This window comes from Arthrobacter phoenicis (assembly GCF_047238215.1).
Taxonomy (GTDB): Bacteria; Actinomycetota; Actinomycetes; order Actinomycetales; family Micrococcaceae; genus Arthrobacter.
On the sequence record NZ_JBDFMK010000003.1, the window covers coordinates 51,527 to 65,495 of the forward strand.

At 60.7% G+C, this 13,969-nt stretch carries 12 protein-coding genes and 1 pseudogene; 7 read left to right on the plus strand and 6 right to left on the minus strand.

Features of this window, described 5'->3' with window-relative positions; all coding sequences use genetic code 11:
* The first annotated feature begins 718 nt into the window (after nt 1-718).
* The gene (locus tag ABC337_RS17945) at nt 719-1,195 is read left to right on the plus strand and encodes a DUF3093 domain-containing protein (protein ID WP_412885036.1); all 477 of its coding nucleotides are present in this window, start codon (nt 719-721) and stop codon (nt 1,193-1,195) included.
* A 266-nt stretch (nt 1,196-1,461) separates the two neighbouring features.
* Here ABC337_RS17945 and lgt read toward each other — a convergent pair whose 3' ends face one another.
* The gene (lgt, locus tag ABC337_RS17950; protein WP_412885035.1) at nt 1,462-2,421 is read right to left on the minus strand and encodes a prolipoprotein diacylglyceryl transferase; all 960 of its coding nucleotides are present in this window, start codon (nt 2,419-2,421) and stop codon (nt 1,462-1,464) included.
* 291 nt (nt 2,422-2,712) lie between these two features.
* Between lgt and ABC337_RS17955 the strand changes: the two genes are divergently transcribed.
* Nucleotides 2,713-3,942, plus strand: coding sequence for an MFS transporter (locus tag ABC337_RS17955; protein ID WP_412885034.1), 1,230 nt, complete (start codon nt 2,713-2,715; stop codon nt 3,940-3,942).
* A 4-nt stretch (nt 3,943-3,946) separates the two neighbouring features.
* Complete coding sequence (locus ABC337_RS17960; protein ID WP_412885033.1) at nt 3,947-4,306, plus strand: ArsR/SmtB family transcription factor; 360 nt, start codon at nt 3,947-3,949, stop codon at nt 4,304-4,306.
* A 131-nt stretch (nt 4,307-4,437) separates the two neighbouring features.
* Here the strand turns inward: ABC337_RS17960 and ABC337_RS17965 are convergent.
* The 4 genes and pseudogenes from ABC337_RS17965 to ABC337_RS17980 form a co-directional block, all read right to left on the minus strand.
* A pseudogene (locus ABC337_RS17965) lies at nt 4,438-4,803 on the minus strand (DUF4913 domain-containing protein); the annotation flags it as partial.
* Nucleotides 4,804-4,831: 28 nt separating this feature from the next.
* A complete protein-coding gene (locus ABC337_RS17970; protein WP_412885032.1) occupies nt 4,832-6,070 on the minus strand; it encodes an AlbA family DNA-binding domain-containing protein in 1,239 nt (412 codons plus the stop codon).
* A gap of 174 nt (nt 6,071-6,244) precedes the next feature.
* Nucleotides 6,245-6,952, minus strand: a complete 708-nt coding sequence (locus tag ABC337_RS17975) for an RES domain-containing protein (RefSeq protein WP_412885031.1) — start codon at nt 6,950-6,952, stop codon at nt 6,245-6,247.
* Nucleotides 6,953-6,955: 3 nt separating this feature from the next.
* Nucleotides 6,956-7,348, minus strand: a complete 393-nt coding sequence (locus tag ABC337_RS17980; protein ID WP_412885030.1) for a hypothetical protein — start codon at nt 7,346-7,348, stop codon at nt 6,956-6,958.
* A gap of 1,027 nt (nt 7,349-8,375) precedes the next feature.
* Between ABC337_RS17980 and ABC337_RS17985 the strand changes: the two genes are divergently transcribed.
* The 4 genes from ABC337_RS17985 (at nt 8,376) to ABC337_RS18000 (ending at nt 13,067) form a co-directional block, all read left to right on the plus strand.
* Nucleotides 8,376-8,999, plus strand: a complete 624-nt coding sequence (locus tag ABC337_RS17985; protein ID WP_412885029.1) for a hypothetical protein — start codon at nt 8,376-8,378, stop codon at nt 8,997-8,999.
* A 215-nt stretch (nt 9,000-9,214) separates the two neighbouring features.
* On the plus strand, nt 9,215-10,306 hold the full coding sequence (locus tag ABC337_RS17990; RefSeq protein WP_412885028.1) for a hypothetical protein: 1,092 nt from the start codon (nt 9,215-9,217) through the stop codon (nt 10,304-10,306).
* A gap of 51 nt (nt 10,307-10,357) precedes the next feature.
* Complete coding sequence (locus ABC337_RS17995; protein ID WP_412885027.1) at nt 10,358-12,640, plus strand: glycoside hydrolase domain-containing protein; 2,283 nt, start codon at nt 10,358-10,360, stop codon at nt 12,638-12,640.
* A gap of 70 nt (nt 12,641-12,710) precedes the next feature.
* A complete protein-coding gene (locus ABC337_RS18000) occupies nt 12,711-13,067 on the plus strand; it encodes a hypothetical protein (protein ID WP_412885026.1) in 357 nt (118 codons plus the stop codon).
* Nucleotides 13,068-13,520: 453 nt separating this feature from the next.
* Here the strand turns inward: ABC337_RS18000 and ABC337_RS18005 are convergent, their stop codons facing one another.
* Nucleotides 13,521-13,958: a DUF4913 domain-containing protein gene (locus ABC337_RS18005; RefSeq protein WP_412885025.1), complete on the minus strand. Its 438-nt coding sequence runs from the start codon at nt 13,956-13,958 to the stop codon at nt 13,521-13,523.
* Nucleotides 13,959-13,969: the final 11 nt, after the last annotated feature.

A 13,969-nucleotide genomic window follows, 5' to 3' on the forward strand; every position in this document is an offset into this window, starting at 1 on the left:
GAAGGAAACGGCGGCTGCCAGGGACGGTTACAGAAACACGCAGATGTTTCGAGGACACTCCCATTGCAGTTTCTGGGAAGCCCGGACCTAGAGCGCCTCGCAAGGTCGCAGCGGCTCCCTCAAGCCCGAATATGCTAATCCCTAACCGGCCAATCCCCGGCCTCCCGGACCATTAGCGGGATAATGCGCCAATAGCGCCGCAATGGAATCGTTCTCTTCGCTTCTGCAGAAGGACGTCTTGGACCGTCAGCGGTGGACCGGCAGGCAGGAATGGTCTAGTCGCCGCAGCTCTGATTCTCATTTGGGACAGGAAAACCGCCCTCAGCGTCGGTCCCGTCCTGGCACTGAACGTCGCCCTGTACACCGACACGTAGGTTTCAGCGATCCATTGCCTCGCCGCAACCGCCCTCTTCATCATGCGCAAAACGGGACCCCAATCGATCACGCCCCACGAACTTCGAGGACCCGCCACAACACCCCGATACACTTTCACCACAACGGGCCGACACCACGGCCCCCACACGCCCGCTACGACCCACTCACCCGACGGGACAACCTCATGCAACAACCCCCCGAACCAGGGGCCACCATTCCCCCATCCGATCCTCCGGCTGCCCCACCGCCGGCAGACACTTGTACTGTTGGACGTACCTCTCCCCCGGCGCCTACCCGAGAAAGCACCCTCACTGTGGATGGGAGGCCACCAGCCGACGAACCGGTGCTGTGGAAGGAACGCCTGTACCCAAACTTCGGCGTGTGGGTAATCGTGGTCGGCCTCTCCCTCATCCCGGCGGTTATTTTCGCTCCTATCGACATGACCACCGGGGTCTTGGCATCCGTTCTCACGCTCATCATCCTCGTGACGATGATGATGACGTCCACTCCCACGATCCTGGTGACCCGCTCCGCCCTGCAAGTGGGCCGCGCCCAGATTGACCGGATATATATCGGTAAAGTGGAGGCCTTCATCAACGAAGAAGCCACCGCACAACGGGGAACAGGCCTGCACGGGTTGACACATCTGTGCATCAGGGGATGGATCGACGCTGTCGTGAAAATCGAAATTACGGACAAGGAAGACCCGGCACCGTACTGGCTCGTTTCTTCCAGACACCCCGACGAACTTGCCGAACTTCTCACCACCCGGCTGGACCAGCAACGCCCTGGCCGTCAACGTCCGGAAGAAAATCGTTGATTTCCGTCAATGGCTCGACGGACAGAACACGATGAGTAACGCGCACATCTGAACCCGGGCGACCCTTCGGATACGGCATCCGCTCGTGCCAGAACGGATTTAAGCCGCGGGGCGTAACGTTCACCATAGGTGGGGAGACTTATGCTAGCGGGCCTTCCAAACCCGAATCCAGCCAAATCCTCTAACGAAGGGGAGCATTAAGAGGGCGTCGGCAGCAAAGAAGTCGCACCTAGCGGTGTTTAGTTGAGGCGAAACCAGCGTGCGTGTCATCGCGTTCGGTGGCGATCGTTTTTGCCGTCCGGTGTATTCCTGCGAGGCTCGGGAGGGCGCCCGTCAGTGTGGGTTTCAACGACGCCGACAGTGTCGGTGTTTCCGGGGGGCGCTTCGGACCGTGGCCGGGATCTCAGGACCAGGACGAGACCGAGGCCGGCAAGAAAGAGCAGAGCGGAAACCCAGGTGTTCACGCGCAGCCCCATGATCGTGTTGGCGTAGTCAGAGCGCATCAGCTCGAAGGCAAAGCGGCCGGCTGTGTAGAAGACGATGTAGAGGGCGAACACCGATCCGGCGCCGAGCTTGTACCTGCGATCCAGGAGCATCAGCAGCGACGCGGCGGCCACGCACCACAAGGACTCGTAGAGAAACGTCGGCTGGAAGTATCCAAGGACCTCCGGGGTGCCATCGGCAGCGGTCACCGCCTGGCCGGTGGCCGGGTTCATGGCGTGGATCTGAAGTTTCCACGGCAGAGCCGTCGGCTCCCCGTAAAGCTCATTGTTGAACCAGTTACCCCAGCGGCCCAGTCCCTGTGCCAGGAGCAGCCCCGGGGCGGCGGCGTCCGCGAATGTTGCCAAGCGGACGCCGGTCCGTCGTGCCCCGATGGCGGCGCCGACAAGGCCGAAGGCGACGGCGCCCCAGATTCCGAGCCCGCCTTCCCAGATCCGGAAAGCCCCCCAAGGATCCTTGCCCGGCCCAAAATACAGCTGGTTATCTGTAATGACGTGATAGATCCTGCCGCCGATGATGCCGAACGGAACGGCCCACGCGATGATGTCCAGGGCCTGCGCAGTTGTACCGCCCCGGGCCCGGAGACGGCGGGCACTCAGCCAGGTCCCCAGAACGATGCCTCCCAGGATGCAGAGCGCGTAGAAGCGTATGGTCAGCGGCCCGAGTTCGAAAGCGCTGACCGTCGGCGACGGTATGAAGAAATCCGGCAGTACTGAAGCTCGCAAAGAACCCGTCCCTTAGATAGGAGAAGCGGGCCATGATGCCCTTCTAGATGGTATGCGCTACGACAATGGATGAATGGTCGCCAGGCATGGATCCGTCAGTCCACCGCGAGTACCCCCGCCAGCCTGTCCGCTTCCCGCCTCGGTCCTCACGCTTCGCGCCGGGGACCTTTCATAACGTGGGAACTCGCCCTCCAGCCGGCGGCTCCTGGAAAACATCAGCGAAAGCCACTAAGTTTATAGGTGCACACGTAGGCACTTGTTGATATATCCCCGATGATCCAAGGAGTCCCTTTGTTTGAAGTTCTGGCCGTTCCGGCCTACCGGAAGCTGTTTTCGGCCCAGGTTGTGGCACTCCTGGGCACAGGCCTGTTGACGGTGGCGCTGGGCCTGCTGGCCTTTGATCTTGCCGGCGGCCAGGCCGGTGCCGTTCTGGGGACGGCACTGACGATCAAGATGCTCGCCTATGTGTTCGTTGCCCCGTTGATGGCGGCACTGGTCGAGCGGCTACCGAAAAAGGCGGTGCTGGTCGGGGCGGACCTGATCCGCGCCGGAATCGCACTGATGCTGCCGATGGTGGACCAGGCATGGCAGATCTATGTTTTGGTCTTCCTGCTGCAGAGCGCCTCGGCTACCTTCACCCCGGCGTTCCAGTCCCTGATCCCGGTGATCCTCCCTGATGAACGCCAGTACACCCGGGCGCTTTCCCTCTCGCGTCTGGCCTACGACCTGGAGTCCCTGGTCAGCCCCGCGTTGGCCGCGGCGCTGCTGACCATCCTGTCCTTCCATGATCTGTTCCTCGGAACCGTGGCCGGGTTCCTGTTCTCCGCGGCACTGGTCGTCACCACTCGTCTTCCTGCGGCACCGCAGGTGCGGCAGGAAGGGACGTTGTGGCACCGGACCACCCTGGGCACGCGGATCTTTGCCCGCACCCCCGAACTACGGGCCCTGATGGCCCTGAATCTTGCCGTGGCGGCCGCCACCGCCCTGGTGCTGGTAAACACCGTCGTCTACGCCCGGGACATGTTCGGCGGTTCCAACGCCGACGTCGCGGTCGCCCTGGCCTGTTTCGGTACCGGGTCGATGCTCGTCGCGCTGACAGCGCCCAAGGTCCTGGACCGGATGCCGGACCGGGCCTTCATGCGTGCCGGCGCCGTGTTGCTCTCCGCCGGACTGGCCGGGGCTTTCGCCCTGCTGGCCGTGCCGGGCACCTGGCCGGTGCTGCTGGGCCTGTGGGTGGTCCTCGGTGCCGGGACCTCGATGATCAACACCCCCTCGGCGCGCCTGTTGCGCCGTGCGGCAACAGACAGCACCCGGTCCTACATCTTCACTGCCCAGTTCTCCCTCTCCCACGCCTGCTTCATCATCACTTACCCTGTCGCCGGCTGGATCGGCGCCGCCGCCGGCCAGCCGGCGGCCGCCGCCGTGCTGGCCATCGTGGCTACAATCAGTACACTTGCGGCGTTCCGATTCTGGCCTGCGGGATCCAGGTCCGGTCCCGTGCCGGAGACCGTGAAAGGCTGAGCCGGTGGAAAACTTACAACCCATTCGGGCCGCCAGCCTCCATCACCCCGACGCACCGGATTCGCGCCGGCTGGACGCGGCCACGGCCACGTTCCGGATGCTCTCGGACCCCACCCGGCTGCACCTGCTCTGGCTCCTGGCCCAGGAACCCTCCGACGTCGGCACCCTGGTCGAGCAGACCGGAGCCTCACGGACCTCGGTCAGCCAACACCTGGCCAAGCTACGCTTCAGCGGCCTCGTCACCACCCAGAAACAAAGCCGCAGGGTCATCTACCGCCTCACCGACGGGCACCTGACCCGGCTCGTCATGGAAGGCCTGAACCACGCCGACCACAAAGTCACCGGCGAGCCCGCTCATGACTGACCCCCTGCCCGCGGGCCAAGCCTGCTACTACGCCAACCAGGCTCCTTTACGCCGATCACGGCGTCTAAGGAACTCCCGGAACGATTTCTGGATCATGGCAGGCCAGACCGAGCCGGCGAATTGAGCGCACCCTATGGGCCAGCGGACAGCCGGACATCGGGGAACCAGCCAGCTGGTGCCATCTTTGGTTCCAGATGGTCGGGGTCGCGGTGCTCCTTCATGTCGCAGTTGTAGAACGGCCCTTGCGGGTTCAGCAGGACGCCCATGTGGTGGTCTGCATGGTCCCTCCACCAGACGCTCATGCCGGTGGCCGGGTCGAGGCGCAGGTGCTCCCAGGAACGCCATAAGGCCGCTACGCGGGAGACGGCTTCGGGGTGGAAATACCACTCGATGCACCACTTCGCGGTCTTACCGGTGACGCTGCGGACGTATGTCGGCAGCAGCTGCTCGTGAAGGAACTCTTCGGCCGTGCCGTAGACGAGCTCCGGTGCTTTCTCCGGTGAGCGGGGGTGGTCGTGACCTGTGTCAGATCTGGTCTTTTAGGACCAGCCATCCCAGGGCGGTGGTCCCTCCTTGGTTCACGACGTCCAGGGCCAATCCGCGTACTGCCGTCAGGCTTTCATTCGTGGGATCGTTTGCGGCGACTCGAGCGATGACTGGCTGGAACTTGTGTATGGGTACCAGTCGATCTCTGCTGGTCAGGCCTGAGAAGCCCATGTTGAAGGTTCGGATGTAGATCGGTTTCGACTCGGGAGGGCTCAGGGTGAGGCATACTTCGAAGTCTCCGGCTATGCCCATCCTTTCTGCAACGACCCTGGCCAGGTGGACGATATGGGCCGATAGTGCCTGCGCGTCCAGGACATGGACGTCTGACGAAGGATCAAAGTCGTCTGGCGTTGTTGAACGCGAAGCTTCATGGGCTAGAGCAACGCTTCCATCGTCGTGGATATCCACGACGCTGCACGTTTGCCCGTTGGCGGTTTCCGCGGAACGCCATTTCCTGTAGCCGGGCCGTGGGTTCAGTCCAGCCGTTTCCAGGCCCTTCCGCTCTTCGAAGAAAGGATTGTTGCTCATGAGATCCATAAGGATCTCCTTTGCCTCCATCTCGGTGATTCTGCCGGCGTACCCCGGGCGAGGGTTGATTGGTTTGGCGGCGGCGGTCAGCCAGACCCCGGACTGCTCAACACCGAGAAGTGCCTGGTCCAACAGATCCGACATATTTCGATCATTGTTGCGGCGATCCGCGAACCGGGCGCGGTAGGCCTGCTCTATGTCACGCTCGCTCATGAAAACGGTCTGCGCTCCGTATCGCCGCGGAGCCCTGAGGGCGTCGTCCTTCATGGCGAAGTGCGGCGTTTCTTGGCTTAGCGGGATCTCCAGGACAACAACCTGATTATCATCTCCGCTCAGGGGCGTGAATGTGAGCCCGTGCACAGGTGGTTGGATGAGGGAGTACGCCCAGCCCCTCAGTTTCCTCTCGAGGGAATCGGTCCAGCTGTCTACCGGGACGATACTCTCGGCTGCGCTGCTTTCCCCGTTTTCAGCAATTCCGTAGACGATCATTCCGCCTCCGGCGTTGACCATGGCGGCAACATCTTTGGCGAACTCTTCAGAGGCCTTGGGGTGCCGGTTTTCCGGGAGCTGCTTTTTCCAGTCGAGATCGCCCTTTTCTGTCAGCTGTTGTTCGATTGCGCTCGTCAGCATCGAATATTCAAGTGGCGACGGCGAAAGCCCGAGGGCGCGGTGCAGCGGAGTGAAGGCCATGGTGAATTCTTACATCTATCTACAGCGCAAGATGACTTGCCTTGGTGGTCCGCGTGATCTTTCCGCCAGGCACCGATTCCCGTGGCTGCGTCCAGCCTGAGGCGTTCCCAGGGCCGCCATAGAGTTTCCGTGTGGGAGTGCTTCGGGGCGGAAGTAGGCATCGTTGAAACGGACTTAGTCGTTCTCCCATTGCAGCCCGAGGAGGCGGAAGGCGTTGCTGATTTTCGGGCTGTCGTGCTCCAGTGGTTCTTCGCGGATTACATCTTGGATGTTCGGCGTGACCGGTGGATCGCCGGGGCGCTCGAAGATAGCCCAAAGCTGGAGATCGTCACCGTGGCGGGAAGCAAAAGTGACGCCATCGAAGTCTGTCATTTCGTAGAGCCAGGCCGCGACTGCCTGGGTCAGGCGCCGGGGCCGGGCGTCCTTCAGCGCCGCGGCGTCAAAGTCAGCCAAACCCAGGCTTAGGGCCAGGCCGATGAAGTGCGGGTACAGGGCCGCGACGCTGCCGGAGGCGGTCACTGCGGAGTACCGCCCGGACAGCTCCGCGGACGCGGCGGCGCGCACTTCCAGCCACTCCCTGGGGACCTTTCCCGGGGCAATGGTGGGATGCAGGACCTGATCCGCGTCGTCCTCGACGATCTCGTCCAGCTCCACGCTCAGCCGTGCATCCCTGCGGAAGTGCGCCAGGACCTCCAGCAGGCACGCCAGCAGGGACGAGCCTGCATAGATGGTGCGGAAGTTGCCGTGCAGGTCATCCCACCGTCCGGGGAACCGTCCGTCGGTGGCCCATTCCCAGCCGCTCCAGGCCCACGGTTCCGGGCGGAAGCCGACACGCCAGACCCTGCCGGCGGCCTCGGCCGCGGTCAGTTGTGCAGAAGCCACCGGTCAGCCTGCGGCCGCGAACGCCCGGGCGGCGGCCAGCACCTGCGGGCCGGCGTCATCCAGCTGGCCTTCGCGGAGCAGGCGCGCCGGCGGGACATCGTCCAGCTGCGGGTTCATGCCCTGGAACCAGGCCTGCACCACGGCCCGGGAATCCCGCTCCGCGAGCAGGGCCGCCACGTGGTAGGCGGTCCTTAGCCGGTGCATCACCTCGGCGGAGGGTTTCCGTTCCCCGTCGGCCCACAACCGGACGGCCCGGGTTTCCTTCACGGACCCGAGGTAGGCGACCAGTTTCGCTCCCAGCAGGTCCCTCAGATCCCGGACCAGCACGTCGTCGGGCAGCCGGATGGAATCCTGGTGCGCCTTCAGCCCGCCGCGGGCGCCTGTTACTGCAGTCATAGTTCATGATCCCACGAAAACGCACGCTGGATCAATGCCTGAACCACATCCAAAATCACACCCAATAAAGCCGATATCCGTGATTATGACAAGCTAGGCTGTGCCTCTTGCTCCTGATGCGGGGTCCTCAAATCGAGACCCCGTGGCTCGACGGTGGAACGAGTTGGCGCATGCACGGCCATCGGCCTACCGCCAATAGCTGGTCCGGTCGGGCGATGGGTCTCCCCGGACCTATTGCTACGACGATGAGCGGGGTCGATTTTGACGGGCTCCTCGCCGTCTACCCTCGTTGCCGCCCGTGTACTCCCGGTAGGCGGCTCATGACGCTTCGGAAGTGCCGGTAAAATGCACATTCGGTCAACGGCCCCGGATCGCCTGCCGTGCCAATTCCTCTTGTTGTGACGCATGGCGTTCGAGGGACAGAATCTCACCGCACAGCAGCCTTCGCCGCCCGCCCCTGTTGTCAGACTAAACCGACCGCGGCCGCCAGACTATTGTAGGAACGTCAGCTGCCGGCGGCGGCCGTGGCGCCAATGGAATTCTGAGCCGCACCTAAGCATGCCTGAAAGTCTCGTTGAGCGGGAGACAGAGCAGCCCACTTGGCCCTTTGGTCATTGACTTCCTCCGCACTCCGACCCGCCGCACCTACCTCTTGGGCCGACGACAATAGGCCAGGCTCAGTTGCACCTGACAATGCCGCTGACACTTGTTCAGCGAGAGGTCCCGCACACTCAGGCAGAACCGCGAGGGAAGCTGCCGAAGGATGGCCGTAGTCCACCTGCGCAGCGGCGGGTGGTGGTGTCGGCGCTGCTAGGGCAAGCGTCCCTAGTACTAATGCACCGCCCAGCACCACGGTCGCAGGAGCTTTCCATCCCTTGGCAACTTTCACAGACACTCGACTCCTATGGTTCATCAAACAATTTGATTTATCTTTACGATGGCTAAATACTATCCGGGTTGGGGGACAAAATCCGAGCGCCCCCACGCCGACTGGCCTGCTCAGGCCGCTATTGGGGGAACTTTGAAAATGAAGTCATTGCGCTGGGGCGTGCTCACGCTGGCCTTTGTACTTGCAAGTGTGGCGCCGGTGTCGGCCGCCACAGCAGACTCGCAGGTAGACGCCGGGAGCCTGAGCGTGCAGGGGGAGGAGAGTCTTCGACTCTTAGTTACTCCTGAGGAACTCGCCAGCTTGGGGGTTTCGCAGGCGGACGTGGATGGCCAGGCCAAGCACATCGCCACCCTCTCTAGAGGGGAGGCTGCAGAACAGAAGCAGAAGCAGAAAGTCGAAGAAAAGGCAAAGAAGCGTCTCAAGTCACTGCCGGCGGTCCCGAGTGCACCAAAGCCCGCCGAAACTGATTCGGACAACGTCATATCTCCGATGATCTACAACGCAGTCTGCTGGCCGGGCAATGACTACTATTCCGTCTACTGGACCAACGCCTTTGGATATGCCACTGACTGCTTTGCGGACTCTGGGACCTTCTACCCCAACTACATTGCCGACGTCTACGCACTTCGTCCAGGGAACAACGTCGGCCGGATGTACTACAAAGACGGCAACTACTTCTACTGGTCGCCGTGGCGTGGCAAGACGATGGATACGTACTACTTCAATGGAACCGTGGACCCGATCGCGATCCAGATCGCGTAGTAATTCGATAAACGCCAAAGTGTGGACGTTCTCCCGCGCGCGTAAATGATGAGTGAGGGGCCCGCTTCCGTTGATGCTGGCCCCTCACATGTCCCTCTACGCCAAGAGATCTGGTGGAGTCGTCCACCGCTACCACCAATTGGCAGCCAGCGCTCACGGGCGTCGCAGGTGCCCCTCCGCGCTGGCATCCTACGACCGACGAACGGAATTCCTTGATGAAATTAGCTGCAGTTCAGATTGCCGATCCAACAACTCCACTGGGTACACGCCGCCGCAGCATTCTCAAACTGGGAGTTGTCTCGGGCATTGGGATAGTTCTGGCGACTGCCAACGCGGGATACGCCACGCCGGCCAATGACTCGCCGCTTACGTACACAAGCCTTGGTGTCCGTGAATTGGCCCACTTCGAGGCAAAACACTCACGCTCAGCCACTTACGTCATGCCACTAGGTCTGACCATAGTGAACTCGTCGGCATTCGGGGTCCCGGTCCCGGACGGACTTTCAATTTGCTACGACCGGCGCCTCGTAGATGAAATCCTTGGCGGGACGGTTGTCCTAGACGGTGTACCGGTCGGAGCAGTTCGCCTCGGCCCGCCAGTAACCACCGGCGCTTCTGTGACTCACAGCCTTGGAGTCCCCGGAATCGTCCCCCCTGCGCAATCTGCAGGTCTCGTCGTTGTCTTCGACATCAGGAGCCGAAACCAGTTCCCCAATGACAGCATTGACGACGTTGTCCCCTTCACCACGACAGTGGCAGACAATGCTGTTGCGATCCCGGCCTCACCGATTCGAGAACGCCGCATGCGCCCCCAGAGCCGGCAAGCCTGGGGATACGAGCTTTTTGCCGGGTGGAATCGCCACTCCTGGAAGGGTTCCGCTGCGTATGACTACATGTACCCGGCATCAGTGCTGATAAAAAGTGCAGGCCCTTTCCCAGTTCCAGCCGGTACGGTCATATCACTGACCGTGGACCCACAGATCGTCGACGTTCTCCATTCGAAGCGGATTCTTTTGAACGGGAGCGCTTCGACCGAAGCGCTGAAAGCTCTTCAGCCGAAAAGGGACAAATTCGCGTCAACATTCGGATGGCGTATTGCCGCGCCCCTGCAGGCTGGCTCCAGTCTCGAATTGCTCGTCGCCGGTTCCTTTAAGGAAAACATTGGCGAGCTGGCAAATATCCTGCATCCCCGGGTAAGTATCGACGTCGAAGCGGCGAGCATGCCCAATCTCCGGACGACAGATCGTCTGGGTGCCACAAATACGGATTCGGTTTGGCGACAGATCGAAAAGCGCGATGCGTATTAGCCTACGTCGTTTTTCCGAGCGAAAAACCTCCCTCATGATTAAGGAAACAATATGGATCAGTGGGTCCAAAACTCACAGAAGTGGTTGAACTTTACCTACGGTAACGTCGCAGGATACACGCCAGTGGCCGAAACTGGAGTCACCGGATGGCTCACCATGTATGCGATGACCCGCGCTCTGCAGCACGAACTGGGTATCACAGCCCTCTCAGACGGTTTTGGTGAACAGACGCTGGGCAAGCTGGAGGCGCTCGGAACTATTGACAGAAACTTCACTGGCAACAGCAACATCGTACGCATTCTTCAGTGCGGCCTTTGGTGCAAAGGCTACTCAGGCGGAGCCATTGATGGAAAGTTCTCCGATCTCATGGATGGCGGAATAGCGTCCATGCGCCAAGACATGGGACTCACCCCCCAGGGAGGTGTAACAGCTAAGATTTTCAAGTCGCTCCTGACGATGGACGCCTATGTGACACTTCCAGGGGGAAGCAACGCCGTGCGCCAGGTGCAGCAATGGCTTAATCTCCAGTATTCGGCGCGAAAATACTTCTACTTTGTCCCGGCAGACGGTTACTTTTCCCGTGACGTACAAATCGCCCTAGTCACTGCTATACAGTTCGAACTCGGTTTATCCGATGATTCCGCGACGGGTTCCTTTGGTCCGACGACCCAATCCATGCTGAAGAGCAAGCCAGCCCTTACCGTTGGCGCGGTTTCAACCTTCGTGCGCTTATTCCAAGCCGCTATGATTTTCAATAATCAAGTGACGAGCTTTACCGGTACGTTCGACGCGACTACTTCCGCAAGCGTACGTTCCTTCCAGAACTTTTCCGTACTTCCCGTAACTGGTTCTGGGGATTGGCCCACTTGGGCCTCACTCCTCGTGAGTACCGGAGATCCAGAGCGAAAAACTGGGGCCTGCGACTGCGTTACTGGCCTTAGCCCTGCGCACGTTTCCGCACTAAAAGCGGCGGGCTACAAGACAGTAGGAAGGTACTTGAAGGGGCAGAACAAGCGCCTCATGGTCGGCGAAGTCGAAAACATTCATGCCGGTGGCATGACATTCTTCCCGATTTTCCAAGACTTTGCAGACGGTCCAGAATACTTCAGTGAAGCCGACGGCTATGCGGCCGGAGTCCTGGCCGCCCAAAGAGCGTGGGAGGCTCGTCTCAAGAGGGACACAGTCATCTACTTCGCGGTCGATTACGATGCCACCATCGATACGATCCAAACCCGCATCATCCCCCATTTCCAAGGCATTAAACGGGGACTAGCCTCCATGGGCATGTACCGCGCAGGGGTATACGGGACCCGAAATGTGTGCAGCCAGGTGTCAGCAGCCAATCTAGCGACCTTCAGTTTCGTGGGCGGCATGTCCACCGGCTACAGCGGAAACCTGGGCTACGCTCTCCCGACCAACTGGGCTTTCGACCAAATAAAGGAATTTTGGTTCACAACCCCGCAAGTTCAGTTCGGCTTGGACAATGACGTTTCGTCGGGCCGGGACAACGGAATTTCTGCACTCCAGGTCGAAACTGTTGCCAACTCCAATGCTGCCTTTTTCTCGTACATCGATCAGCTGAACGTCTTGGCGGACGGCATGGATGCCTCAACCCGAGACAGAAATCGCATGGTCTTGCGCTTTCTTATGAAACCGGACTATGTCGGTCTGAATTGGGATGTGCTGACCGGCGCTGCCCCGGTCTTGTATGGGCTCTTTGAATCGCAAGCGCTTGCAATCGTGCCTCGCCAGGCCTATTTCGACGCAGTCACTGGCCTGGGCATCGGCGTCAGTCACATGGCTGCAAGTGCGTCGGCATACATGAACTCCAGCGCCACGACCCCTTCGGGAAAGGCCGAACTTGCGGACCTTGGGGGCTGGGCCGGCGACCTCCTCTCGTCCATTGGCAACTACATGGTTGAGGGCGGAGGTTATGCAGACCTTTACCAGTGGGGAACCGAGATGTTCGGAGAGCGTGGCCACCGGAACTGGAACTTTGCCTATGACGACCTAGTTGCAGATGCCGACGCATTTCTGGTGAACCGTGAGATGACCAGGAACCCTAATCTTCGTATCGCCGATCTATGCCGCACGCTGCTCGGGAACACTTCCACGTCCACCAGGATCTCTCGGTTCGTCACTGAACGCTTTGGCTCGCCCTCGGGAGTTACGACTGGGGTTACGTCGATCTTCACCAGTAATGACCCAGCGTTTACCATCCCAGCAGATGCGTTGGCCGGCCAACTTCAGATGAAACGGTCGGACGTTTCGCCAGAAATGGCCGATCAAGCGGGACGGGCATTTCGCGATGTGCTGCTCCGCCTGCACGTATAGAAGCTGCATCCCGGGAACAAGCAGGCAGCGTTAGAGTTCTGGGTAGGACATGTGAACAGATGGGACCTTGATGGTTGAGAAATTGTGGTCGTATTGGTCGGTGGGGCTTTGGATGGTCGGCATTATGCTCATCGTCTATCTTGTCTTCCGTAAGTCAAATATCAGGCGGGTTGCCCTCATCTCGTTGCTGGTGTGCGCCGCCATTTACGGTGTTTCTTGGGCGGTCTATGCCAGCCAGATGGATCTACCTGTCAGAACAGAGGGAACGGCTCTCGGAGCCCGAACGACCGACGTAGGTACCATTCTCGGGGCAACATTTGGGATGCTCTTCAGCTTCTACGGGTTCCTCGGTATGGCTGCCATCTGGGCCGCCCACGAGGTGCTTTGCTGGGGCGCCCAGCGAAGGACGCCAGCGGCAACAAAATAGTGCGCAGGTCGAAAAGGTAAGAGCGATGGCCTTGCCCCCCCACGGAGGGCCAACCATCTTTGCTTCCAGCCGTTATCCACAGGGATGACCGCGAAGGCGATCTTTCCCTTTGTTCATGTGTCAGCGTTCGAGCCCACCGCGTTTGCGTGCCTCCGCACGAATCTGTGTGGCCGTCTTTAAACTCGCGCTCAATGACGGTTTTGCGCGGCGTCGGCCGGCTGGTTGGTGCAGAGGTGCGTGTCATCGGAGTGATGGTCGGATGGATTCGACGCAGTCCAAAACAAACGGACACAACCGGTGCGTGGCCGGCTAAGTCGCGGGTGTCTCCTCGTGCCTTTTGTCGCCTCGCCGCTGTGGCTGAGCCTATTCGCTTCGAGCCCGCTGAGTTGGCCCTTCCCCGCCAGGGCCTCTTTAGTCCGGGTCACGGAGTAACCGAGCCGGATAATTCAACACTTACGCCCGTTGGCTCCGCACATCGGGAAACCAGCCAGGCGGGGCTTTCTTAGGCTCGAGATGCTCTGGATCTCTGTGTTCTCTCATGTCGCAGTTGTAGAACGGTCCTTGGGGGTTCAGCAGGACGCCCATGTGGTGGTCTGCATGGTCCCGCCACCAGACGCTCATGCCGGTTGCCGGATCGAGGCGCAGGTGCTCCCAGGAACGCCACAAGGCCGCAACACGGGAGACGGCTTCGGGGTGGAAATACCACTCGATGCACCACTTCGCGGTCTTACCGGTGACGCTGCGGACGTACGTCGGCAGCAGCTGCTCGTGAAGGAACTCTTCGGCCGTGCCGTAGACCAGCTCCGGCGCCTTCTCCGGTTCCCCGTCTTCGCCTGCGCCGGGGTTGTGGGCGGGGGTGTCCGTATCGAACAGCCCGAAATCATCTGCCATGGCTGGTTGCT